General features: G+C 61.8%; 20 protein-coding genes and 1 pseudogene. 10 read left to right on the top strand and 11 right to left on the bottom strand.

Annotated features, from left to right (window positions below; genetic code table 11):
- Nucleotides 1-44 precede the first annotated feature (44 nt).
- Nucleotides 45-509, top strand: coding sequence for a bacterioferritin (gene bfr, locus PSH73_RS23450; RefSeq protein ID WP_029299402.1), 465 nt, complete (start codon nt 45-47; stop codon nt 507-509).
- Between the two features lie 67 nt (nt 510-576).
- On the opposite strand, the gene uvrA is transcribed toward bfr, so the two are convergent.
- Nucleotides 577-3,411, bottom strand: coding sequence for an excinuclease ABC subunit UvrA (uvrA, locus tag PSH73_RS23445; protein WP_029299403.1), 2,835 nt, complete (start codon nt 3,409-3,411; stop codon nt 577-579).
- A gap of 180 nt (nt 3,412-3,591) precedes the next feature.
- Here uvrA and PSH73_RS23440 point away from each other — a divergent pair, with 180 nt between their 5' ends.
- From PSH73_RS23440 to tam, 3 genes are all read left to right on the top strand, one after another.
- On the top strand, nt 3,592-4,986 hold the full coding sequence (locus PSH73_RS23440) for an MFS transporter (RefSeq protein ID WP_057960763.1): 1,395 nt from the start codon (nt 3,592-3,594) through the stop codon (nt 4,984-4,986).
- A 9-nt stretch (nt 4,987-4,995) separates the two neighbouring features.
- Nucleotides 4,996-5,511: a single-stranded DNA-binding protein gene (locus tag PSH73_RS23435; protein ID WP_017849542.1), complete on the top strand. Its 516-nt coding sequence runs from the start codon at nt 4,996-4,998 to the stop codon at nt 5,509-5,511.
- Nucleotides 5,512-5,676: 165 nt separating this feature from the next.
- A complete protein-coding gene (gene tam / locus PSH73_RS23430) occupies nt 5,677-6,438 on the top strand; it encodes a trans-aconitate 2-methyltransferase (protein WP_057960762.1) in 762 nt (253 codons plus the stop codon).
- 3 nt (nt 6,439-6,441) lie between these two features.
- On the opposite strand, the gene PSH73_RS23425 is transcribed toward tam, so the two are convergent.
- The gene (locus tag PSH73_RS23425) at nt 6,442-6,990 is read right to left on the bottom strand and encodes a cysteine hydrolase family protein (protein WP_057960761.1); all 549 of its coding nucleotides are present in this window, start codon (nt 6,988-6,990) and stop codon (nt 6,442-6,444) included.
- 96 nt (nt 6,991-7,086) lie between these two features.
- Between PSH73_RS23425 and PSH73_RS23420 the strand changes: the two genes are divergently transcribed.
- The 3 genes from PSH73_RS23420 (at nt 7,087) to PSH73_RS23410 (ending at nt 10,418) form a co-directional block, all read left to right on the top strand.
- Nucleotides 7,087-8,070 carry a GlxA family transcriptional regulator gene (locus PSH73_RS23420; protein WP_057960760.1) on the top strand — a complete coding sequence of 328 codons (984 nt, stop codon included), beginning with the start codon at nt 7,087-7,089 and terminating at the stop codon, nt 8,068-8,070.
- Between the two features lie 496 nt (nt 8,071-8,566).
- Nucleotides 8,567-9,676, top strand: coding sequence for a DUF3182 family protein (locus PSH73_RS23415; RefSeq protein ID WP_198792004.1), 1,110 nt, complete (start codon nt 8,567-8,569; stop codon nt 9,674-9,676).
- Nucleotides 9,666-10,418: a S9 family peptidase gene (locus tag PSH73_RS23410; RefSeq protein WP_057960758.1), complete on the top strand. Its 753-nt coding sequence runs from the start codon at nt 9,666-9,668 to the stop codon at nt 10,416-10,418. Before PSH73_RS23415 ends, PSH73_RS23410 begins: the two co-directional genes overlap by 11 nt.
- Before the next feature lie 9 nt (nt 10,419-10,427).
- Here PSH73_RS23410 and PSH73_RS23405 read toward each other — a convergent pair whose 3' ends face one another.
- Genes PSH73_RS23405 through PSH73_RS23395 form a run of 3 tightly spaced genes read right to left on the bottom strand, consistent with a single transcriptional unit; the run spans nt 10,428 to nt 13,427 of the window.
- Entirely contained in the window at nt 10,428-11,396 is a 969-nt protein-coding gene (locus PSH73_RS23405) for a lysylphosphatidylglycerol synthase domain-containing protein (RefSeq protein WP_057960757.1), read from the bottom strand.
- On the bottom strand, nt 11,374-12,651 hold the full coding sequence (clsB, locus tag PSH73_RS23400) for a cardiolipin synthase ClsB (protein ID WP_057438958.1): 1,278 nt from the start codon (nt 12,649-12,651) through the stop codon (nt 11,374-11,376). The genes PSH73_RS23405 and clsB overlap by 23 nt, the downstream gene beginning before the upstream one ends.
- Nucleotides 12,648-13,427 (bottom strand): endonuclease/exonuclease/phosphatase family protein, encoded by a 780-nt coding sequence (locus tag PSH73_RS23395; RefSeq protein WP_128593462.1) that lies wholly within the window; start codon nt 13,425-13,427, stop codon nt 12,648-12,650. Before PSH73_RS23395 ends, clsB begins: the two co-directional genes overlap by 4 nt.
- 95 nt (nt 13,428-13,522) lie before the next feature.
- Between PSH73_RS23395 and PSH73_RS23390 the strand changes: the two are divergent.
- Together PSH73_RS23390 and PSH73_RS23385 are read left to right on the top strand one after the other, a co-directional pair.
- Nucleotides 13,523-13,924 (top strand): annotated as a pseudogene (locus tag PSH73_RS23390) (mechanosensitive ion channel protein); the annotation flags it as partial.
- 119 nt (nt 13,925-14,043) lie between these two features.
- The gene (locus PSH73_RS23385; RefSeq protein WP_081044312.1) at nt 14,044-14,928 is read left to right on the top strand and encodes a sugar nucleotide-binding protein; all 885 of its coding nucleotides are present in this window, start codon (nt 14,044-14,046) and stop codon (nt 14,926-14,928) included.
- 167 nt (nt 14,929-15,095) lie between these two features.
- On the opposite strand, the gene PSH73_RS23380 is transcribed toward PSH73_RS23385, so the two are convergent.
- The 5 genes from PSH73_RS23380 to PSH73_RS23360 form a co-directional block, all read right to left on the bottom strand.
- A complete protein-coding gene (locus PSH73_RS23380; RefSeq protein WP_057960754.1) occupies nt 15,096-15,794 on the bottom strand; it encodes an OmpW family protein in 699 nt (232 codons plus the stop codon).
- Between the two features lie 144 nt (nt 15,795-15,938).
- Nucleotides 15,939-16,457, bottom strand: coding sequence for a DUF3299 domain-containing protein (locus tag PSH73_RS23375; RefSeq protein ID WP_057438962.1), 519 nt, complete (start codon nt 16,455-16,457; stop codon nt 15,939-15,941).
- An 11-nt stretch (nt 16,458-16,468) separates the two neighbouring features.
- Nucleotides 16,469-17,734 carry an ABC transporter permease gene (locus tag PSH73_RS23370; protein WP_057960753.1) on the bottom strand — a complete coding sequence of 422 codons (1,266 nt, stop codon included), beginning with the start codon at nt 17,732-17,734 and terminating at the stop codon, nt 16,469-16,471.
- Between the two features lies 1 nt (nt 17,735).
- Nucleotides 17,736-18,446 (bottom strand): ABC transporter ATP-binding protein, encoded by a 711-nt coding sequence (locus tag PSH73_RS23365; protein WP_057438963.1) that lies wholly within the window; start codon nt 18,444-18,446, stop codon nt 17,736-17,738.
- 135 nt (nt 18,447-18,581) lie between these two features.
- On the bottom strand, nt 18,582-19,211 hold the full coding sequence (locus tag PSH73_RS23360) for a DUF2796 domain-containing protein (protein WP_305461456.1): 630 nt from the start codon (nt 19,209-19,211) through the stop codon (nt 18,582-18,584).
- 135 nt (nt 19,212-19,346) lie between these two features.
- Here PSH73_RS23360 and PSH73_RS23355 point away from each other — a divergent pair, with 135 nt between their 5' ends.
- Nucleotides 19,347-19,697 carry a hypothetical protein gene (locus tag PSH73_RS23355; protein ID WP_115129107.1) on the top strand — a complete coding sequence of 117 codons (351 nt, stop codon included), beginning with the start codon at nt 19,347-19,349 and terminating at the stop codon, nt 19,695-19,697.
- Here PSH73_RS23355 and trxA read toward each other — a convergent pair.
- Nucleotides 19,694-20,566 (bottom strand): thioredoxin, encoded by an 873-nt coding sequence (gene trxA, locus PSH73_RS23350; protein WP_057960749.1) that lies wholly within the window; start codon nt 20,564-20,566, stop codon nt 19,694-19,696. The two genes, PSH73_RS23355 and trxA, sit on opposite strands and share 4 nt — an antisense overlap.
- Nucleotides 20,567-20,637 lie beyond the last annotated feature (71 nt).

Genomic DNA, 20,637 nt, shown 5'->3' with positions numbered 1-20,637 from the left:
GCATGGTTCAAACTAGGGCCTTTCAAGCAGGGAGATGTAGGGCTATGCAAGGTCACCCCGACGTAATCGATTACCTCAACACGTTGCTGACGGGCGAACTGGCAGCTCGTGACCAATATTTCATTCACTCGCGGATGTACGAAGACTGGGGCTTTACCGAGCTCTACGAGCGTATCAATCACGAAATGGAAGAAGAGGCACAGCACGCCGACGCGCTGATGCGCCGTATCCTGATGCTCGAAGGCACGCCGCGTATGCGTCCTGACGACCTGGATACCGGTACCACCGTGCCTGAGATGCTCGCCAGCGATTTGCGCCTGGAATACAAGGTTCGTGCTGCGCTGTGCAAAGGCATCGAGCTTTGCGAGAAGCACAACGACTACGTGACCCGGGAAATCCTGCGCGTACAGTTGAACGACACTGAAGAAGATCACACCTACTGGCTGGAAAAGCAGCTGGGTCTGATCAAGTTGATCGGTCTGGAAAACTACCTGCAATCGCAGTTCTGATTTCGCCGGTATAAAAAAGCCCCTGTCACCGTAGCGGTGACAGGGGCTTTTTGTTGGGCCCGAAAACTCAGGCCCGGTCGCGCGCCAGCAACGGCTTCAGATAGTAGCCAGTGTGGGACTGCGGCATCTCGGAAACCTGCTCCGGCGTACCCACCGCAATAATCTGCCCACCCTTGGAGCCGCCTTCCGGCCCCAGGTCCACCAGCCAGTCGGCCGTCTTGATTACATCCAGGTTGTGCTCGATCACGACTACCGTGTTGCCGTGGTCGCGCAGGCGGTGCAGCACGTCGAGCAACTGCTGAATATCCGCAAAGTGCAAGCCAGTGGTCGGCTCGTCGAGGATATACAAGGTCTTGCCGGTATCGCGCTTGGACAGCTCGCGAGACAGCTTCACCCGCTGCGCCTCACCACCGGACAGCGTAGTCGCCGACTGCCCTAGTTTGATATACGACAAGCCCACGTCCATCAGGGTCTGGAGTTTGCGTGCCAGGGCCGGCACTGCGTCAAAGAACACCCGCGCCTCCTCGATGGTCATCTCGAGGGTTTCATGGATGTTCTTGCCCTTGTACTTGATCTCCAGGGTTTCGCGGTTGTAACGCTTGCTCTTGCACACATCGCACGGCACGTAGATGTCCGGGAGGAAGTGCATCTCGACCTTGATCAGGCCATCGCCCTGGCACGCCTCGCAGCGCCCGCCCTTGACGTTGAAGGAGAAGCGCCCTGGCCCATAACCCCGCGAGCGGGACTCCGGCACACCGGCGAACAGTTCGCGAATCGGCGTGAACAGCCCGGTATAGGTCGCAGGGTTGGAGCGGGGCGTGCGACCGATCGGGCTCTGGTCGATATCCACCACTTTATCCAGCAGCTCCAGGCCCTTGATGCTGTCATGGGCGGCAGCTTCCAGGGTGGTGGCACCGTTCAGTGCCGTGGCACTGAGGGGGAACAGCGTGTTGTTGATCAGCGTCGACTTGCCAGAGCCGGATACACCGGTCACGCAGGTCAGCAGGCCCAGGGGGATTTCCAGGTCGACATTGCGCAGGTTGTTGCCGCGCGCGCCCTTGAGGTGCAGCGCCTGTTTTTTGTTGCGTGGCGTACGTTTGGCCGGCACTTCGATTTTTACCCGGCCAGACAGGTATTTCCCTGTCAATGAGTCCGGATGGGCCATGACTTCCGCGGGAGTGCCCTGGGCCACAATATGGCCGCCATGCACGCCGGCACCAGGGCCGATATCGACCACATAGTCCGCCAGGCGAATGGCATCCTCATCGTGTTCGACCACGATCACCGTGTTGCCGATGTCCCGCAGGTGCTTGAGCGTGCCCAGCAGACGATCGTTGTCACGCTGGTGCAGGCCGATGGACGGCTCGTCGAGAATATACAGCACGCCCACCAGGCCGGCGCCGATCTGGCTGGCCAGGCGTATACGCTGTGCCTCGCCGCCAGACAGGGTGTCGGCACTGCGATCCAGGGACAGGTAATCCAACCCCACATTGACCAGGAACTGCAGACGCTCGCGAATTTCCTTGAGGATCTTGTCGGCAATTTCGCCGCGTCGCCCGGTCAGCTTCAATACGCCGAAGTATTCGCAGGCATCGCCGATGGGCAGGTTGGTCACGGCCGGCAGGGTTTTCTCGCCGACCCAGACGTGGCGGGCCTCGCGACGCAAACGGGTGCCGCGGCAATCCGGGCAGGGCTGGGTGCTGAGGAACTTGGCCAGCTCCTCGCGCACACTGGCCGACTCGGTTTCCCGGTAGCGCCGTTCCAGGTTAGGCACGATGCCTTCGAACGGGTGGGAGCGCTTGACGATGTCGCCACGATCATTCAGGTACTTGAAGTCGACGTTCTGCGAGCCGCTGCCGTGCAGGATGACTTTTTGTTGCTCGGCCGGCAGCTCGTTGAAAGGCACTTCCAGACTGAATTTATAGTGGGCAGCCAACGACCCGAGCATCTGGAAGTAGTACACATTGCGCCGGTCCCAACCACGTATCGCGCCCTCCGCCAGCGTCAGGTCGCCATTGACCAGGCGCTTGATATCGAAGAACTGCTTGACCCCCAGCCCATCACAGGTCGGACAGGCGCCAGCCGGGTTGTTGAAGGAGAACAGCTTGGGTTCCAGCTCACTGATGGCGTGGCCGCAGATCGGGCAGGCGAAGCGCGCGGAGAAGATGATTTCTTCGCCCGGCTCGTCGTCCATCGGCGCCACCAGGGCAATACCGTCTGCCAGCTTCAATGCGGTCTCGAACGACTCCGCCAGGCGTTGCTGCAGATCGGCACGCACCTTGAAACGGTCGACCACCACATCAATGGTGTGCTTCTTCTGTTTATCCAGCTTCGGCGCTTCATCCAGCTCATACAGCTTGCCGTTGATCCGGGCGCGGACAAAGCCCTGGGCGCGTAGCTCTTCGAAGACCGACAGGTGCTCGCCCTTGCGCTCACGAATCACCGGCGCCAGCAGCATCAGCTTGGCGCCTTCCGGCTGGGCCAGCACCAGGTCGACCATCTGGCTGACGGTCTGGGCTTCCAGCGGGATATCGTGATCCGGGCAGCGCGGAATACCGACGCGTGCATACAGCAAGCGCAGGTAATCGTAGATTTCGGTAATGGTGCCCACGGTGGAGCGTGGGTTGTGGGAGGTCGACTTCTGTTCGATGGAAATGGCTGGCGACAGGCCTTCGATGGTGTCGACATCAGGCTTTTCCATCATCGACAGGAACTGCCGGGCATAGGCCGACAGCGACTCCACATAACGACGCTGGCCTTCGGCATACAGCGTGTCGAACGCCAGCGATGATTTGCCGGACCCGGACAAGCCGGTGATGACAATCAGTTTGTCCCGGGGCAGGGTCAGGTCGATGTTCTTCAGGTTGTGGGTTCTAGCCCCACGAATCAGGATCTTGTCCAAGATGGCCTCGCACGGCGGGCGTATAAATAATGCAGGAGTATACGGTTAAAGACTGGATGAATATACACTGTCAGTTTGCCCATTTCAGCCTTACATGAAAGCTGCGCGGCAAAGCGCCGCATATACCCTCTCAAACGATGGGACTGGTAGAATCGCCGCCGGTTCACACGAGGTTTTTCCATGCACGATCCCCACAGCGAACGCATGAGTAGCGGCGAGACCCGAGCAGCAAGCGGTCTGGCCCTGGTGTTCGCCTTCCGTATGCTGGGCATGTTTATGGTGTTGCCGGTACTGGCGACCTATGGCATGGACCTCGCAGGCGCGACCCCGGCCCTGATCGGCCTGGCGATTGGCGCCTATGGCCTGACCCAGGCGATTTTCCAGATTCCGTTCGGGATCATTTCCGACCGCATTGGCCGTCGACCGGTGATCTACCTGGGGCTGATCATCTTTGCCCTGGGCAGTGTGCTGGCGGCCAATGCCGATTCGATCTGGGGCGTGATCGCCGGACGTATCCTGCAGGGCGCCGGGGCGATTTCTGCGGCGGTGATGGCGCTGCTGTCGGACCTGACCCGCGAACAACATCGCACCAAGGCCATGGCCATGATCGGCATGACCATCGGCCTGTCGTTTGCCGTGGCCATGGTGGTGGGCCCCTTGCTGACCCGCGCCTTTGGCTTGCACGGCCTGTTCCTGGCCACTGGCGGCATGGCCCTGTTGGGTATCGTGATCGTGGCCTTTATGGTGCCGCGCTCCACCGGGCCGCTGCAGCACCGTGAATCGGGCGTGGCGAAGCAGGCGCTGCTACCGACCCTCAAGCACCCGGATCTGCTGCGCCTGGATTTAGGTATCTTCGTATTGCACGCGATGTTGATGTGCAGCTTCGTCGCCTTGCCCCTGGCGCTGGTGGAAAAGGCCGGGTTGCCCAAGGAGGAGCACTGGTGGGTGTACCTGACCGCATTGCTGATTTCGTTCTTCGCCATGATCCCGTTCATCATCTATGGCGAGAAGAAACGCAAAATGAAACGAGTTTTGCTCGGCGCCGTCGCGACATTGATGCTCACTGAACTATTCTTCTGGCAGTTCGGCGACAGCCTACGGGCACTGGTAATCGGCACGGTGGTGTTTTTCACCGCGTTCAACCTGCTGGAGGCGTCACTGCCTTCGCTGATCAGTAAAGTGTCACCGGCAGGCGGCAAAGGCACGGCAATGGGGGTGTATTCCACCAGCCAGTTCCTCGGTTCGGCGCTGGGCGGCATCATGGGCGGCTGGATGTTCCAGCATGGCGGTTTGTCGGTTGTGTTCCTCGGATGCGCCGGGCTGGCTGCACTTTGGCTGGTCTTTGCTGTTACCATGCGCGAACCTCCCTACGTCACAAGTCTGCGTTTGCCGCTATCGCCCGAGGCGATCCGTGAAAGCGGTCTGGTAGAACGCCTGAAGGCCGTCGTAGGGGTAACAGATGCAGTCGTGGTCGCGGAAGAAGCGGCCATTTACATCAAATTGGACACCGAACTATTGGATCGCGCGACGCTCGAGCAACTGGTCAACCCAGTGCCGACAGCGCGCCCAGCCTAGGAGAACGTTATGGCCCGTGGGGTTAACAAAGTCATATTGGTCGGTACATGCGGCCAGGATCCCGAAGTTCGCTACTTGCCTAACGGTAACGCCGTGACCAACCTGAGTCTGGCGACCAGCGAACAGTGGACCGACAAGCAGACCGGCCAGAAGGTCGAGAAAACCGAATGGCACCGTGTGTCGATGTTCGGCAAGGTTGCAGAGATCGCCGGTGAATACCTGCGCAAGGGTTCGCAGGTCTACATCGAAGGCAAACTGCAGACCCGCGAGTGGGAAAAAGACGGCATCAAGCGTTACACCACAGAAATCGTGGTCGACATGCAAGGCACCATGCAATTGCTGGGCGGCCGTCCACAGGGCGACCAACAGGGCCAGGGCGGCATGTCCAACTCGGCACCGCGTCCACAGCAGTCCCGTCCGCAGCCAAGCCAGCAGCCACAGCGTGAGTCGCGTCCAGCGCCACAGCAGGCGGCACCACAGCCAGCCGCTGACTTCGACAGTTTTGATGACGATATTCCGTTCTAAGGCCACCTTGGCCCGGACTATCCCGTAACACCAGGAACCCCCGCTGGCATTTGCCTCGGGGGTTTCTTGTTTTTAGGTAGGGAAACTCCCCGGCTCTGGCATTTGTCCCTAAGCGTCACAAGATTTAGGCTGTAGCGCACTCCCTTACCCAAGAAGGAAGCCCCGATGACCTGGTCTGCCCAGCAGTATTCGATGTTTGAACAACAGCGCACCCGTCCCGTCCGGGATCTGGTCGCCGCCATTCCCGCAGGCGACGTACGAACTGCAGTCGACCTGGGGTGTGGCCCCGGCAACTCCACCGAGGTGTTGGCCCAGCGTTTCCCCCAGGCGACGATTACTGGCTTGGACAGCTCGCAGGACATGCTGGTCAGCGCCCGTGAGCGGTTGCCGGCACTCAACTTTGAATTGGCCGATATCGGCGCCTGGAAGCCTGCGCGACAGTTTGATGTGATCCTCGCCAACGCCTCGCTGCAGTGGGTACCGGACCACGCCACCCTCTATCCGCACCTGGTGGCGCAATTGACGCCGGGCGGGACGCTGGCGGTGCAAACCCCGGACAACCTCAACGAGCCCGCCCACCGCCTGGCCCGTGAAGTGGCAGCGCAAGGGCCGTGGGCGGACAAGATCGGTGCGGTCAAGCACAACGAGCGCCACGGGGCACGTGATTACTACGAGATGCTGAACAAGCATTGCAGCACCGTCGATGTATGGCACACCACCTATTACCATCCGCTGAGCGGCCATGAGGCGGTGGTGGAATGGTTCAAGGGCACGGGCCTGCGGCCATTTCTGGCGCCGCTGGATGAGGCCGAGCAAGGTGCTTTTCTCGACGTCTATCTGGCGCGTATCCGCGAGGCTTACCCGGCCCTGGCCGATGGCACGGTGTTGCTGCCATTTCCACGGCTGTTCGTCCTCGCGACACGCTGACAGTCAGGCCTTCAGGAACTCGTCCGCCGACACCACGCTGGCGTAGGCAAAGGCCAGTGACGCCATGTAGGCATCATGCACCTGCGCCGCCGGAACGGTCTTGCCATTGAATTCCTGATCGCGGGTAGCACAGGCGTCGTGGATCACCGTCACGTTGTAGCCATAGTCCGCCGCTGCGCGAACCACGGCGTCGATGCACATGTGGCTCATGCTGCCGACGACCACCAGGTCGGTGATGCTGTGTCGTTCGAGTAATTCGCGCAGATTGGTTTGGCGAAAAGCATTTACAAAGTGCTTGAGCACCACCGGCTCGTCGTTTTCGTTCTGCACCTTGGCATGTATATGGGCGCCTTCAGAGCCCGGGGTGAAGAAGGGCGCATCTGCCGAGGTGAACTCATGGCGCACGTGGATCACTGCATCGCCGGCCTGACGAAATGCGTGGAGCACCTGTTGCGCCTTGTCGGCCGCCGCTTCCACACCGGCTAATGGCCACTTGCCTTGGGGGAAGTAGTCGTTCTGGATATCAATTAGGATAAGTGCTTGCTTGGCCATGTGTGTTTTCTCGTGAGGGGTTGATGCGCCCAGTATCGTAGCTGGCGCATGGCGCGGGGATTGGCTCTACCGACAATAACAGGGGGAAAACTGACAATGGCTGTGGAACGCGCGATCGTCGAGCTCGGCGTGCTGATCTACCGTGGCGCGCAGATGGCGGCAGTACACGGTTTGACCGACCTGTTCGGCGTCGCCAATCGTATCGCCGCCGAGCATCAGAGCCAGCAGCTACCCTTGCTGCGTGTCAGCCACTGGCAGGTTAATGCAGAGGGTACGCCGGTTCGGGCATTTGACAGCCAGCCGGGCCCCGATCAACCGTTGATGGCCGTGCTGGTGCCGCCGTCGATTGGCGAATTTTGCGAAGAACAGGCGCCGCCCGCGCTGTTGCACTGGCTGCGTCAGCAACATGCGGCCGGCACCGTGCTGGGAGGTGTGTGCATCGGTTCGATCATGCTGGCGCGCAGCGGCTTGCTCGATGGGCGTAGCGCCACTGCCCACTGGTCTTCGGCCAGCGCCTTCGCCAGTCGTTTTCCTGCGGTGCGCCTGGAGGCCGACAAGCCTATCGTCGATGATGGCGACCTGATTACCACTGCCGGGCTGATGGCCTGGTCCGAACTGGGCCTGCGCCTGGTCGACCGCCTCATGGGCCCGAGCATCGCCGCCGACACCGCGCGCTTTCTGGTGATTGAGCACAGTGACAGCGCCAGCCAGTGCGGCAGCAATTTTGCGCCGATCCTCGGCCATGGCGACGCAGCCATTCTCAAGGTCCAGCACGCGTTACAGGCCAGTGGCGCGGTGGATGTCTCCCTCGCGGCGATGGCCCAGGCCGCCGGCCTGGAAGAGCGCACCTTCCTGCGCCGGTTTCGCACTGCCACCGGCCTGAAACCCACCGAGTACTGTCAGCACCTGCGGGTGGGCAAGGCGCGACAGATGCTGGAGTTCACCACTACCACCATTGATCAGATTGCCTGGACCGTGGGCTATCAGGACCCCAGCGCCTTTCGCGGGATCTTCAAAAAAATCACCGGCCTTGCGCCCAGTGATTACCGCAACCGATTCGGCGTCAGGGCCCCGACCTGAATCCCGAACACGCCAACCCCCTATGTGCGAGCGGGCTTGCCCTAATGCCGATCAGTTAAGCGAACGCAATGCTCAAAGCAGTGAGGATCAAATGTGAGAGCGGGCTTGTCGGATCGCCGCATCGCCGCGAAGACGTCGGCCCAGCCAACATTGATGTTGACTGACCCACCGCTTTCGCGAGCAAGCCCGCTCCCACAGGGGATCTGCGTTTAACTGACTGGCATTAGGGCTAGCCCGCGATAGCGGTGGACCAGTCAGAGCGGTACTCACTGATAGACCGCTATCGCGGACAAGCCCATATTTTTAATCGCCCCAGCGCCCTGGATCGTGCAGAACGCCGGACCTTGCTCGGCCCGTCGTGCAGAATGATGCAGGCCAAATGCTACTGCTTGCCCCCTAACCACTTGATCCGCCAACCCTTTGCCCCGACTGCGCCTTGGCCTGATCCCTGCAACCCTTGCACTACACACCTGCAAGCCTTGCCCAAGGGGGACGCATGACCCCGACCAACCGCAAAAAAGCCGTGGTGGCGCACTCGGTCCGGCCCGATGCACCGTTGCACGAAGTGGAAACCAACCGCGCCCTGGCCCGTTGGCTGGCGCAGATCCTCGGGCTCGACTACGGCGCCAGCTACAGCGCCGACCTGCATGCCCCCGCCGATCTTTACCTGCTGCCAACCCAGACCCTGATAGGCGCGGCCCAGGCACTGAGCCTGGGCGTGAAGGGGCCGGAGGACTTGTGGGGCGGTTATGTGGACCACGATTTTATCTGCACCAAAGCCATCACCCATGGCCTGCACGCCCCTGATGCAGTGGCCCCCGAGGGCTGGTCGCCGCTGTTTGCCGAGCGGGTACGCGGGGTGGTCCTCGATGGCTTGAGCGTGTTTGCCATGGAGGATGCCCGCATCGCCGCCACACAGTTGCTGGACAGTGGGCCGATTCGCCTGAAGCCGGTGCATGCCTGTGCCGGTCGTGGTCAGGAGGTGATCGAAAGCCTCAAGCAATTGGAGCTGATCCTCGCCCGCCCGGACATGCCAGAGCTGTTCACTCAAGGCGTAGTACTGGAGCAGGATTTACAGGAGGTCGTCACCCACAGTGTCGGCCAGAGCTTTATTGGCGGTCGTGTATTCAGTTACTGCGGCGAGCAATACCTGACCCAGGACGGGCAGGGCGAAGCGGTCTATGGCGGCTCCAACCTGCTGGTGGTACCGGGGTATTACGACGCGTTGCTGGCCCTGGCGCTGGAGGATGACGTGCGCCTGGCCATCGAGCAGGCACAAGTGTTCGATAACGCCGCCGATGAAGCCTATCCTGGGTTTTATGCCTCGCGGCGCAATTACGATATCGCCCAGGGCCTGGACAGCCAAGGCACGCGCCGCAGCGGGGTGCTGGAGCAGTCCTGGCGCATGGGCGGTGCCAGTAGCGCCGAGGTCGCGGCGCTGCAGAGTTTTATCAATGATCCCGGCCTGCGCGCGATTCGTGTGTCGTCCGTCGAAACCTATATCGACCAGCCACTGCCCGCCCATGCGATCGAGATCTATCGCGGCCCGGCAGAGCACGGCGACTTTCTTCTCAAGTACGTAACGGTCCAACCTTATGACGGCTAGAAGCGAAACCATCACCATTGATATCGACGACGAACAGATGAGCGGGACCTTCCTCAGCCCCAAATCAAAAGTGCCGGGTGTGTTGTTTGTGCATGGCTGGGGCGGTAGCCAGGAACGGGACCTGGAACGGGCCAAAGGTATCGCCGGCCTGGGCTGCGTGTGCCTGACCTTTGATCTGCGCGGGCACGCGGGCAACGGCATCCCCTTGTCGCGGGTCACCCGCGAAGACAACCTGCGGGACTTGCTGGCGGCCTATGATCGATTGCTGGCGCACCCGGCCATCGACACCTCGGCGGTAGCGGTGGTGGGCACCAGTTATGGCGGCTACCTGGCGGCGATCCTCACGTCATTGCGCCCGGTGCGCTGGCTGGCGCTGCGGGTACCGGCGCTGTACCGCGACCAGGAATGGCACACGCCCAAGCGCGACCTGGATAAAGTCGACTTGATGGATTACCGCAGCACCCTGGTACACGCCCAGAGCAATCGCGCATTGCACGCCTGTGCGGCGTTTACCGGTGATGTGTTGATTGTCGAATCGGAAACCGATGACCACGTGCCCCACGCCACCATCATGAGCTACCGGGCTGCATGCCAGCAGACCCATTCGCTGACCCACCGGATCATCGACGGTGGCGATCACTCCTTGAGCGACCCGGTGTCCCAGCAGGCCTACACCTCGATCCTGGTGGACTGGATCACCGAGATGGTGGTGGGCGAGCGCTTGAGCATCATCCAATCCTGATGACGGGTTTCACGCGGGTGTTTTCTTCACCCGTAAGGCCTTGGCCTTCGCCTCCACCGTGAGGTACATCAGCAGCGCTACCAGCAGTGGCAAAATAAAATAGATCGCCCGGTAAGCAATCAATCCGGCGAGCAGGCTGCCCCGTGACGCTTCATGTTGCAGCAGCGCGATAAACACCGCTTCCAGCACGCCAAGGCCGGCCGGAATATGCGTCAGCACCCCGGCGATCGCGCTGATCAGCAACACCCCCAGCACCAGCGGGTAGTCCAGCTTCGCCGGCAGCAAGGTGAAAATCACGGCCGCCATCAGCGACCAGTTCAACGCGCCGAGCGCCAGTTGCAGGCACGCCATGCGCAGCGACGGCAGGTTGATCTCGATCCCGCGAATCGACCAGGCGCGCTTCTTCGAGAACTGACACGCAGCCAGATAGCCGAGGCTCGCAACGATCAGCAACACGCCAACTCCTTGCAGCGCGCCACTACTGAGCTTCCAGCCCGGCGGCATCGTCACCAGGCCGCTGCTGAACACCACGCCGGCCAGGGCCATATAGCCAAACCAATTGGTGGCCAGGCTCAAGCCGAGGATTTTTGCGATATTGCCGTTGCTCACCCCCAGCCGCGAATACAGCCGATAGCGCATGGCAATCCCGCCGACCCAGGCGCTGAGGTTGAGGTTGAACGCATAGCTGATGATGCCCACCGGCAGGATCTGCTTCCAGCGCAAGGGTTGGCGGATGTAGGTGCGGCCGATCAGGTCAAAGCACGCATACACCAGGAAACTGCACAAGGTCAGCCCGGCGGCGATCCACAAGGTGCGCAGCTTGAAGTCGCCGAGGGTGTCGAACACCTCGCTCCAGTCGATACGCCGGGCGAGCAGGGTGAAGAGCACGATCAGCAGCAGAAAGAACGCGATGGTCAGCGGTTTCTTCCAGCGCTTGAAACCGCGGGGGCTGGCATCAGCCGTGTGGGCTTGGCTCATGGTCCTGGCTCCGGTCATGGACAAAGGGTTTCAAGCGCGGTTTATGGGCAGGCAACCAGCCGGTCCAGGCCGGGAAGTGCCGCAGCACATGGAACACCACAAACCCCACGGTCACCCGCCATAACCAGCCGCGTGGGGTACGGTTTTCCGGCATGGTCTTGCAGTGGTTGCGGCTCAAGTCTTCCAGGCGCTCGAACAACTGTTGATTGAACCCCCGGTCATGAATCAGCACGTTGGCTTCCAGGTTCAACGACAGGCTCAACGGGTCGAGGTTGCTCGAGCCCACGGTGCTCCAGGCTTCGTCCACCAGGGCCACCTTGCCGTGCAACGGGCGCTGGCAATATTCGTGGATCACCACGCCTTCCTTGAGCAGGTAGTCGTAGAGCATGCGAGCCGCCAGCTTGGCCAGCAGTACATCGGGCTGGCCCTGCATGATCAGTTGCACCTGCACCCCACGCCGCGCGGCATTGCGCAGTTCGCGTAGCAGACGATAACCGGGAAAGAAATAGGCATTGGCGATCACCACGCGCTGGCGGGCGTGGCGCAGGGCGTGCAGGTAGGCTTCTTCGATATCGGAGCGGTGTTGCAGGTTGTCGCGGTAGATCAGGCGTACCAGGCCATCACCTTCCTCTGTAGCCCAGGCAGGCCGTTGCTGACGTCGCCAGCCACGCCGCGTACGCACCGGGCGCCCGCTTTGTGCCAGGGCAAAGTGATGCAGGTCGGCCACAGCCGGCCCGATCACTTGCACCGCATAATCCTGCTTGGCCTCGGGCCCGAAGTCCGCCAAGTGGTCGGCGGAAAAATTGATCCCGCCGATAAACCCCACCGTGGCATCTACCACCACGATCTTGCGGTGCAAGCGGCGAAACCAGTTGGTGCGAAACCCCAGGGTCTTGGGCGCCGGGTCAAACATCTGCACCGTGACCCCGGCCTGGGCCAGTTCGCCGAGAAACCCCGGGCTCAGTTCGCCACAGCCAAAGCCATCAAGGCTGACCACCACCTTCACCCCGCGCTGTGCGGCCTCGATCAGAATCCCGTGCAGTTCATGACCGACCTTGTCCTCGAACAGAATAAAGGTCTCCAGGAGGATTTCCTGGCGGGCCTGGCGCAGGGCCTCGAACACCTTGGGGAAGTACGCTTCACCGTTTTCCAGCAACTCCACCTGGTTGCCGGGCTGCCAGGCGTAGTCCAGATCCCTGGCCCTGGTGTCATCTGGTGGCTGATCGGTGGCGATGTGTTCCACGGCGCCGTTCATAACTCAATCTCCACCGACAGCGGCGCGTGATCCGACAGGTGCGACCAGGGGCGAGTTGTCAGCACTTGCGGCTGATGGACCTTGAGGTTGCGCACATAAATGCGGTCCAGTGCCAGCAGTGGCAGGCGCGCCGGAAACGTACGGGCCGGTTTGCCGTGGGCTTGCACGAACACTTCCTGCAGGCCGCTGTGGCTCAGGTCGGCCTGCTGGCGCCAGTCATTGAAGTCGCCGGCGACGATCAACGGTGCTTCGCCGGGGATCTCGGCGATCCGCTGCGCCAGCAGTTTCAACTGCTGTTGGCGGTGAACCTCGCGCAGCCCCAGGTGCACGCAAATGGCATGCACCTCCCGGCCGGTGCCGGGCAGGCGCAACACACAATGCAACAGCCCGCGGCTTTCGTGACCGCTCTGGGAGATGTCGAGGTTGTCATAGCGAATGATCTGGAATTTCGACAGCAATGCATTGCCGTGGTCGCCATGGGGGTACACCGCGTTGCGCCCGTAGGCGAACTGCGGCCAGATACTGTCGGCGAGAAACTCGTACTGCGGCATGCTCGGCCAGTTGCTGTAGCGGCGCGGGTGGTGCTCATGGGTGCCATGCACCTCCTGCAGGAACACCACATCGGCAGCCACGCCGCGCACCGCCTCGCGCAATTCCGGCAGGATGAAGCGTCGATTGAGGGCAGTGAAGCCCTTGTGAGTATTGACCGTCAGCACCTTGAAGCGGGTGATGGCAGCGCTGGGCGTGACAGGCACCCATTCTGGAATCACAGCCATGGTGGCTCCCGTGGGTTGGCGGGGCAGTGGCCTCCGTTCGTTAATGGCTGACTGTGGTGTTCGAAGGAAAGTTTCGACGGTCCTACAAACGGCACATCCATGGCCTGACCATCCGCACCCTGCACCTGCGCGACGGCAAGGGCTTTTTGCATTCGGTGCAGTTCACCTATGACCCCGACGGGGACGGGGCCGTGGCGTTGATCCGCGAAGCCGGGCAGTCGATTCGCGACGATGTGTTCCTCAAGTACAACCTGCAAGGCCCGCTGGAAGTGTTTGGGGTCGATAAGATGGACCTCAATGGCGTGGTCCTGACGGCGCAGTTCCGTGCGGTGTCTGGTGGGCAGTACGCGGTCAGTCGCGCTTTCAACCAGCGTCTGAAAAAGCTTGTGGATAACTGCCCCGCAGTACACTTCGCGCAAACTTATCCACAGCCGGTGCTTTTGCCGCAGCGTGTGGCGCAGATTGAGGAGGAGGGCGCGCTGCCCAAAGCCACTTAGTAAGTGACGGTTGCGCTACAAACCCGCAAAATGCAACGATTCTGGCAAACACCTACGGCATGGCGTCACCGCCTGTCGATACTAGCCATCGTTCCAAACAGACCGGGCCTGCTCAATCTATGCGAATGCGCCTTATGTTACTGGGCGGCGGGAATGCTCTCGGGCAAGCGCTGATTCGCCTCGGTGCGGAGGAAGATATCGGTTTCCTCGCCCCGCGCCCGCCCCAAGACGGCTGGGATGCCGCCAGCCTTACCCAGTTGCTCGACGACACCCGTCCCGATGCCTTGATCAACCTCGCCTACTATTTCGACTGGTTCCAGGCCGAGAGCGTGAACGAGGTTCGCCTGGCCGGGCAGGAATCCGCCGTCGAGCGCCTGGCGGAGTTGTGCCAGCACCACAGCATCACGCTGCTGCAACCGTCCAGCTACCGGGTGTTTGATGGCTCGCGCGCCACCGCCTACAGCGAAAAAGACGAGCCGGTGCCCCTGGGCCTGCGTGGCCAGGCGCTATGGCGCATTGAGCAGAGTGTGCGCGCTACCTGCCCGCAGCATGTGCTGCTGCGTTTTGGCTGGTTGCTCGATGACAGCGTCGACGGCACGCTGGGACGTTTCCTGGCGCGTGCCGAGAAAACCGAGGAATTGTTGCTGGCCGACGATCGACGGGGCAACCCGACGCCGGTGGACGATGCGGCGCGGGTGATCATCTCGGTGCTCAAGCAACTCGATTGTGCGGCACCGTTGTGGGGCACCTACCACTATGCGGGGCAAGAGGCGACCACGCCTGTGGCCCTTGGCCAGGCGATCCTCAGCGAAGCGCGTAACTTCCATGCGCTGGCGGTCGAAGCGCCGACGGCCCAAGCCCATGCCGCGCGGCCGGATGCCGCCGACGAGCCGCAACATGCGGTGCTGGCCTGCAAGAAGATCCTGCATACATTCGGCATCAAGCCACGGGCGTGGCGTGCGGGACTGCCGGCGTTGCTCGATCGCTTCTACCGGCATCACTAGCTGACTGAACACAAAAAAATGTGGGAGCCCGGCTTGTGTAGGAGCTGGCTTGCCTGCGATGCAGACACCCCGGTCTATCAAAGACATTGAGGTGATGCTATCGCAGGCAAGCCAGCTCCCATACAAGCCTGCTCCCACATTGTTGTGTGGCGTTTGTTACGTCGGGTTTAGAACTTGTAGCCGATACCGACCATGTAGACCATCGGATCCACGTCCACATTGACCTTGGCACGAGTGCCCGCCGCCAGGGCGTTGTTGTCGACGGTGGCCTTGGTGCTGATGTCGATGTAACGCACCTGACCGTTGATCATCCACTTGTCGTTGATCATGTAGTCCATGCCGACCTGTGCGGCCCAGCCCCAGGAGTTCTCGGCCTTGAAGTTGCTGAAACCTTCGCCCTGGGCGCGGCTGCCGACGTGTTCGTCATAGATCCAGGTGTAGTTGATACCGGCACCGATGTAAGGCTGGAACGGCGACTTGCTGTCCAGCGGGTAGTACACCACGCTCAGGGTTGGCGGCAGGTGCTTGAGGGTGCCGAGCTTGCCGTTGGCGGCGCCGAGGGCGGTGTTCTTGATCTTCACATCATGCTCGAACGGGGTGGCGGCCAGCAGCTCGATACCGACGTGGTTGGTCAGCATGTAGGCGAAGTTCAGACCCAACTGCGTGTCGCTGCTCATGGTCGCCTTGCCACCCAGGTTGGTGCCGGCCAATGGGCCCTGGTCAACCTTGACGCTGCCGCTGTCGGCCTTTGGGTTAACGGTGATAGCACCGGCGCGAACGAGGATGTCGCCAGCCTCGTGGGCGTGGGCGATAGGGGCGGCGAGTGCAAGCGCGAAGAGGGAAGCGCTGAGCAGTGACTTGTGCATGAGTGGCTCCAAAGGACGTTTTTAGTTGGCTGTGTCCAATGGTAAAGATCGTTGCGGCCGGGCCTTTGACTCAGCTCAATGAAACGGCGATCAGCCAAATACACCGCGCCCACATTGGGATTGCGGTGTTATTGCGGGCGGGGTTTAGTTCGGCAACTCGTAGATGTAGATCTTCTCGGCGTCCATCTGATAGCCAGCATCCGCCAGTTCGCTGGTAGACGGCTTGACCTGCATCTGGCCTTCGATCCAATACGGCTGGTACAACTCCTCCAGCTTCACACCAATCTCACTGCGCACATGCACGATCTGGTTCGACGGCGGGGGCGGCACGTGGATGCAGGCGCCGAAGTACGGCACCAGCAGAAACTCAGTGGTGCGGCCTTCCTCGCTGACCTCCAGCGGCACGATGTAGCCCGGCAGGCGGATATGCTGGCCGTTGAGGGTGGCTACCACCGGCGCGTTGGGCAAATCCTGTTTGGCCGCTGGCGCAGCTTCCGCCGCCAGGGCGTCGGCCATGTTCGACAGGTTGTGCAGCGGTGTCATGTTCGGCACCTCCACCGGGGCATCCGGCGGAATCATTTCTTGCCATGACAAGTCTCGGGGCGCCTCGGCCCAGGCGGGCAGGGCCACCATCAGTAACAGCGCAAGCAGGGCACGGCGCATCAAAGCCTTCCTTATAAACGGATCGACAGACCATCGGCCAACGATTGGCGATAGGCGCGCCAGGCCGGCACGCTGCCCATCAGCAGGGCGGCGACCAGAATACCGGCGAGCAGCGTCCATTCATACGGGCTGGGCAGCGCGAGCGGCAGATCCAGGCCGTAATTGGCCTGCAAATAGCCACGGGACGCGGCGATGCACACATACAGCAGGCCAACCCCCGCGACCACCCCGGCCAGCGCCAGGGCGAAGGCCTCGAAAATCAGCAGGCTCGCAATGTGCCACGGTCGTGCGCCCACCGAGCGCAGGATCGCCATTTCCCGACGGCGCTCATTGAGGCTGGTGAGGATCGCGGTGAGCATGCCGATCAATCCGGTCAGCACCACAAACAGCGAGATCACGAACAGCGCCTTTTCTGCGGTGCCCATCATGCTCCACAACTCTTGCAAGGCCACGCCGGGGAGGATCGCCAGCATCGGCTCGCCGCGAAATTCGTTGATCTGCCGTTGCAGGGCAAAGGTCGAGATCTTGTTATTCAAACCCAGCATAAACGCGGTAATGGCTTGCGGCGTGAGGTCCATATTGCGCGCCTGGTCGGCACTGATCCGGCCTTTGCCCTGGGCGGGCACGCCGTTGTGCCAGTCGATATGGATCGCTTCCATGCCGCCCAGGCTAATGTGCAGCGTGCGGTCCACCGGGGTGCCGGTGCGTTGTAGGATACCGACCACGGTGAAGGGTTTGTCATCGTGCTTGACCAGGCTGACCACCGCCACGCCGTGGGCCAGTACCAGCTTGTCGCCGAGCTTGTAATGCAGGGCGTCGGCCACTTCGGCGCCGAGCACCACTTCAAACGGGTCGGTATCAAACGCGCGGCCACTGGCCAGTTGCAGGTTTTGTTTGCGGCCGTACTGGTAGTGTTCGAAGTAGGCTTGGGTGGTGCCCATCACCCGGTAACCGCGATGGGAGTCGCCCAGGGACATGGGGATCGCCCATTTCACCTGCGGGCTGGCGGCAAAGTGCTCGAAGCTGTCCCAGCGGATGTTGTTAGTCGCGTTGCCAATGCGAAACACCGAATACAGCAGCAGGTTGACCGAGCCGGAGCGGGCGCCGACGATCAGGTCGGTGCCGCTGATGGTGCTGGCAAAGCTGGCGCGGGCCTCGGTACGCACACGCTCTACCGCCAACAGCAGGCACACCGACAGGGCGATGGCGAATGCCGTCAGGATCGCGGTAAAGCGGCGGTTTGCCAGGCTGGCCATGGCTAGACGGAACAAATACATCTCAAACCTCGAGCGGCGTGGCGGCGCGATTAAGCTCGGCCAACGACAGGTTGCGGTCAAACAGCGAAGCCAGGCTCTGGTCATGGCTGACGAACAACAGGCTGGCGCCCGCTTCGCGGCATTCGGCGAACAACAATTGAAGAAAGGCTTCCCGGGCGTCGTGGTCCAGGGCCGAGGTCGGTTCGTCGGCGATCACCAGTTCCGGCTGGCCGATCAATGCCCGGGCGGCGGCCACCCGTTGTTGCTGGCCGATCGACAGCGCATCGGCGCGTCGCCCAAGCAAATCAGGGTCTTTGAGGCCCAGGTGTGCGAGCAAGGTAGCGGCGGCCTGGTCGACACTGCCGTGGCGCTGGATCGCCCGCTGTGCGCGTAGCTTGGAGAAATGGCAGGGCAGTTCGACGTTCTCGCGGACTGAGAGAAACGGCAGCAGGTTGAACTGCTGGAAGATATAGCCGGTGTGGTCGACCCGAAACCGATCGCGGGCGCCGGCCGACAGTTTGGTCAACTCCTGGCCCAGCAGGCGAATGCTGCCGCGATTGGGGATCTGCACTCCACCCAGCAGGCCGAGCAAGGTGGTTTTGCCACTGCCGCTGGGGCCTTTCAGAAACAGGGTTTCCCCTGGCTCCAGGCGAAATGCCGGGATGTCCAGCAACTGGGGGTGACCGGGCCAGTTAAAGCCCAGGTCGGACAGTTCGATCAGTGCTTGGGTCATGGGAACTCAGTATCACCTGCAGAGCGCGGTCAACTGTGGAGGCGGGCTTGCCTGCGATGGTATCGACGCGGTGTCACTGATCCACCGCGTCGTCTGCATCGCAGGCAAGCCCGCTCCTACATCAACCGTGTGGAGTCAGAATTTCAGGGTCGCGGCCTGAGGCGTCGCTTCAACACCCTGCTGGCCGCTCGGGCCGATCAGTTGTACCTGAATTTTCTGGGTGGCGGGGAAGGTCTTGAAGATGTTCGCCAGATCGAGGTTTTTCAGCGCTGCGGGGCTGGCGCAGGTGAACTGGTAGTGGGCGTGGATTTCGCTGTGATCATGGTCATGGTCATGGTCATGGTCATGGTCATGGTCATGGTCATGGGCGGCCGCGCCTTTGCCATCAGTGGCGTGGTCATGATCATCGTCTGGCTTGTCGCCAAACAGCGGGCTTTCCAGCTCCTGGCTACTGACCACGCAACCGGCGGCCTTGGGCAGGCTGAACAGCACTAGTGGTTGTTCCAACTGCTTGCGGGCGGCGGCGAGCTTGGCTTTGTCGGCGTCGGTGGTGGCCAGGTGCTCGAAGCCCACCAGATTCATCGCCGGGCTTTCCAGCTCCAGTTCCAGCGCCTTGCCGTCCAGCACCGCGTTCAGGCGGCCGACACCGTGCTCGTGGGCGTCCAGGCTGCCATGTTCATGGTCATGATCGTGGTTATGTTCGTCAGCGGCCTGGGCGGCCAGTGGCAACAGGGCAAACGGCAAAGCGAGCAACAGGCGGCGCATAGCGAGACTCCAGGGCGTGAATGAAGATTTTGTTATGTGATCTTATAACAAAAGAGTCGAGAGTTTGACCGCCTGCTTGGCGTTGCGCAAGGCACATGGGAGCATGCTCGTCAGAAAAGTGCTGGAGGACGAGCAATGATGCGAATTCGTGGAACCATCGGCGAGCTGCCTGTGGATTTGACCCTGGAACTGGACGACAGCGATTGGGCGCGGCTGGGCATGCACCTGCAGACGGCCACGCCGGTGACGGGCGAAGTACCGGCTGCCCCGGCGCCGGTCAACCAGGACGAGAGCCTGTGGCAGGCCGCCCAGGACCTGCTGCGTGAGGCCGGGCAACTCAGCGGGTTGGAGTTGTCGGATCGCCTCGAAGGGCTGGCCGGCAGCGCCCCGGCGGGCAAGCGCCTGTTGGTGCGCCTGCGCCATAGCGCCAAGGTGAAGGTGTCCAGCGGCGGGGATACGCCGCAGTACAGTTGGATCGCTGATTAGTACAGCGCGGCGAACAACTTGCGGCGATACACCGTGACCAGCGGGTGGTCGTTGCCCAGCAACTCGAACACTTGCAGCAGCGTCTTGTGCGGCAGGCCTTCGTTGTAGCTGCGGTTGCGGATAAACAACTTGAGCAAGCCTTCCAGCGCCGCGTCGTATTGCTGGCGAGCCAATTGCTGCACGGCCAGTTGATACGCCGCTTCATCGTCCTGCGGGTTTTGCGCCAGGCGGGCCTTGAGGTCAGCGGTATCCGGCAGGTCGGCAGCCTGGCGCAGGAACGTGATCTGCGCCTTGGCGCCGGCGAGGGCGGCCTTGTGAGCATCGCTCTTGACCGCATCCAGCACGGCCTGCGCCTCGCCCAGTTCACCGCGTTCGGCCAGGCAGCGGGCGTAGAGGATCAGCGCGGCGGCGTTGGTGTTGTCTTCACCGAGCAAGGCCACCAGCACCGCCTCGGCCTCACTGATGCGGCCTTCGGCAAACAGCGCCTGGGCCTGTTCCAGCGGGTCCGCCTCAGCCGGTGGCGGCATCTGCACATGGGGCTCCAGCAGCGCGCGAATCTCAGACTCCGGCTTCGCCCCGGCAAACCCATCCACCGGCTGGCCGTCCTTGAACAGCACCACGGTCGGCAGGCTGCGAATGCCAAAGCGCGCGACAACATCCTGCTCGGCTTCGCAATCGACCTTGGCCAGCAGCAACTCGCCCTGATAACTCTCGGCAATCTGCGCCAGCAGCGGCATCAACGCCTTGCACGGCGCACACCACTCGGCCCAGAAATCCACCAGCACGGGTTTGTGGAACGAATTTTCGATGACAGCCTGGTCGAAGGTGGCGGTGGTGACATCGAAAATGTACGGCGTGGGCTCACTCATGGAGGTTCTCAATGACGCGTGGGATGGGGCAACTATAAAGACTGGCGGGCTCTATCGGAAGCAGCGCAAGG

It is taken from the genome of Pseudomonas sp. FP2294 (assembly GCF_030687625.1).
GTDB classification, from domain to species: Bacteria; Pseudomonadota; Gammaproteobacteria; order Pseudomonadales; family Pseudomonadaceae; genus Aquipseudomonas; species Aquipseudomonas shahriarae.
Note: the sequence above shows the minus strand (reverse complement) of the source record. Positions and strands in the feature narration are given on the sequence as shown.